Source organism: Cetobacterium sp., assembly GCF_051658645.1.
GTDB lineage: Bacteria > Fusobacteriota > Fusobacteriia > Fusobacteriales > Fusobacteriaceae > Cetobacterium_A.
On record NZ_JBOFMZ010000059.1, the window covers coordinates 1 to 3,159 of the forward strand.

Annotated in this window: 3 protein-coding genes; all 3 read left to right on the plus strand. The window is 29.1% G+C overall.

Features of this window, described 5'->3' with window-relative positions; all coding sequences use genetic code 11:
* Positions 1-133: cold shock domain-containing protein (locus ACRCZX_RS06915; RefSeq protein ID WP_438581622.1), on the plus strand; the 133-nt coding region annotated here is incomplete at its 5' end.
* 135 nt (positions 134-268) lie between these two features.
* A complete protein-coding gene (locus tag ACRCZX_RS06920; RefSeq protein WP_438582197.1) occupies positions 269-1,441 on the plus strand; it encodes a betaine/proline/choline family ABC transporter ATP-binding protein in 1,173 nt (390 codons plus the stop codon).
* Complete coding sequence (locus ACRCZX_RS06925) at positions 1,438-2,991, plus strand: glycine betaine ABC transporter substrate-binding protein (RefSeq protein WP_438582198.1); 1,554 nt, start codon at positions 1,438-1,440, stop codon at positions 2,989-2,991. Before ACRCZX_RS06920 ends, ACRCZX_RS06925 begins: the two co-directional genes overlap by 4 nt.
* The last annotated feature ends 168 nt before the right edge of the window (positions 2,992-3,159 follow it).

Below are 3,159 nucleotides of genomic sequence, written 5' to 3' on the forward strand. Positions count from 1 at the left end.
GAAAGATGTATTCGCACACTTCTCTCAAATCAAAAAAGATGGTTTCAAATCATTAAAAGAAAATGAAGCGGTAGAATTCGATGTTGTTAAAGGTGACAGAGGATTACAAGCTGAAAATATTGTATCAAGATAATAATTACTAAGAGTTCCAATTGGAACTCTTTTTTTTTATTTCAGAATTTTAAAAAAAAGGAAAAATAAGCTTTTTAAGTATAAATATTGTATTAGGATTTATTTTACAAAAATTTATATTTTGAGGTGGTTGAATATGATTGAGTTTAAAAAAATTACAAAATCTTATGATAAAAGAACACTCATTTTAAAAAATATAGATTTTAAAATAAAAACTGGAGAATTTGTAGTTTTAATTGGAGAATCTGGTTGTGGAAAAACAACAACTATGAAGCTGATAAATAGACTTATTGACCCGTCCAGTGGAATTGTACTTATAGATGGAGAAGATATAAGTACAGTGGATCCAATAATTCTTAGAAGAAGAATTGGATATGTTATACAAAAAGAGGGACTGATGCCTCATATGACTATTGGTGAAAATATAGAGCTCGTTCCTAAACTTTTAAAATGGGAAAAAGAAAGAAGAAAAGACAGAGCTTACGAATTATTAAATCTTTTAAATCTTGATCCTGAAATATACTACGAGAAATATCCTCATGAAGTATCGGGAGGTCAAAAGCAAAGAGTTGGTATAGCTAGAGCTTTGGCCACAAATCCTGATATAATTTTGATGGATGAACCTTTTTCTGCACTAGATCCTATAACTAGAGAAAGTATTCAAGATGAAGTTTTAAAACTACAAAAAGAGTTAGGAAAAACTATCATATTTGTTACTCATGATATGGACGAAGCGATAAAGCTAGGAGAAAGAATAGCTTTTTTGAAAGATGGAGAAATCTTACAGTTTGATACTCCTGATCAAATTTTAAAAAAGCCTGCCTCAGAATACATAGAACAATTTATTGGAAAAGATCGAATATGGAAAACTCCTAAGAAGCTTTTAGTTTCAGATATAATGTCTAAGCACTATCGAACAATTGAAAAAAGAAGTAATATTTCGAGAGCCTACAATCTTTTAAAAACTCATGATAATGATTTTCTTATTGTGACAGAAAACGAAGGTGAAAGATATAGTAAACCTATTGGAATAATCTTTAGAAAAAATCTAATCTATGCTATGGAAAATAATATTTTGAGAGTTGGAGATATTATGGATAAAGAGTTTATTACGATAGATAAAGATAGCAATTTATTAGACGTTTTAAATAAGATGTCTAGTATAAACGCAAAGGTTATGCCTGTTGTTGATAGTATAAATAGATTAACGGGAGTTATAACAAATTTAGGACTGGTTAACGCTATTAGTAAAATAGCTCCATCTCCTGAAGTTGAAGAGGAATTGATAAGAACAGGTGATTCTGTATGAAATCATTTATAAAATATTTTATAGAAAAACTACCTGAGGTTTATGTTGCACTTATGCAACATATAGAAATAATAGGTCTTGCTGTAACTATAGCAATTATTATTGGGGTTCCAATAGGGATTTTCATAATTAGAAGTGAACGACTTTCTAAAATAGTTTTAACTATAGCTGGAATATTTCAAACAGTACCTAGTTTAGCACTGTTTGGACTTATAATTCCTATTATGGGAATTGGAATAAAGCCAGCAGTATTTGTACTTTTTTTATATTCACTATTGCCAATTATAACAAATACGTATATTGGAATAAAAGGTGTAGATAAATCTACAATTCAAGCTGCTATCGGTATGGGAATGACTAATTTCCAAGTTTTGACTAAGGTTAAATTACCAATTGCTATAGCAGTTATAATGGGTGGAATTAGAATTTCAACTGTTGCTACAATAGGTACAGCTACAATCGCAGCACTAATTGGAGCTGGTGGATTAGGAGAACTTATATTTAGAGGAATATCTACAAGTAATAATAATTTGGTTTTAACAGGAGCTATTCCAACTGCTATATTAGCTTTTGTGGCAAACTATTTTTTAGGAGTTTTGGAAAAAGTATTGACTCCTAGTGGAATGTTGACAAATCCGAAAGAGAAAAAGAAAAATATTAAGATCTTAAAAATAGTTATGGCTATCTTAATATTAGGAATTGGATTTAGAATATATGAGAATAATAAAAATAGAGGTATTCCAACGATTGTTGTGGGACATAAAAATTATAACGAACAAAGAATTTTAGGTATAATGATGTCTCAAGTTATAGAAGCTAAAACTAATTATAAAGTAAAAACAGTAGAGCTTGGAACAGGAACAGTTATATTTGAGGCTATTAAAAGTGGAGATATTGATGTATATCCTGAATATACAGGTGTAGCATATGCTGCTTATTTAGGAAAGAAAGAGAAAGCAGATGCTAGAACTGTATTTGATATTATAAAATCTGAATATTTAACAGATCACAATTTAGATATTAGAGAACCTATGGGATTTGAAAATACATATGCTTTTGCTATGAAACCAGAAGTAGCTCAAAAGTATGGTATAAAAACTATTAGTGATTTAAAAAGATATGCAAATAATATGGTTTTAAGTGGTCCTCATGAGTTTATGGAGAGATCAGACGGACTTTTAGGAATAGAAAAAGCTTACAATCTAAGATTTAAAAGTATTTTGTCTATGGATCAGGGATTGGTTATTAACTCTTTAGTTTCAGATAAGATTGAAGTTGCTTTAGTTTATTCTACAGATGGATTGATAGCTAAGCATAAGTTACTTCTTTTAGAGGATGATTTAAAGTTTTTCCCACCTTACGAAGTTGTAATTACAATGAGAAAGGGATTTGAAAATATAAAAGGAGATGTTATTGAAGCATTAGACTCTCTTGTAGAAGCTTTAAATGAAGATGAAATGCAAGAGTTAAACCTTTTAGCAATTGAAGGAAATGAACCTATTGAAAATATTGTTAACAAGTTTCTCAAAAATAAAGGCATTTTAAAATAAACTTAATTGTGCTACAATACAAAAAAAATAAAAAGAGTTGCTTTTTTTAACATTACAGGATATACTTAAAGGGTAGTAAAAATATAACGCAGTTAATAAGAGATTTTGAAGCACTATTTAGATAGGTACTTCTTTAGAATGTTATTATGTTGAGGCAATAGTTACTAA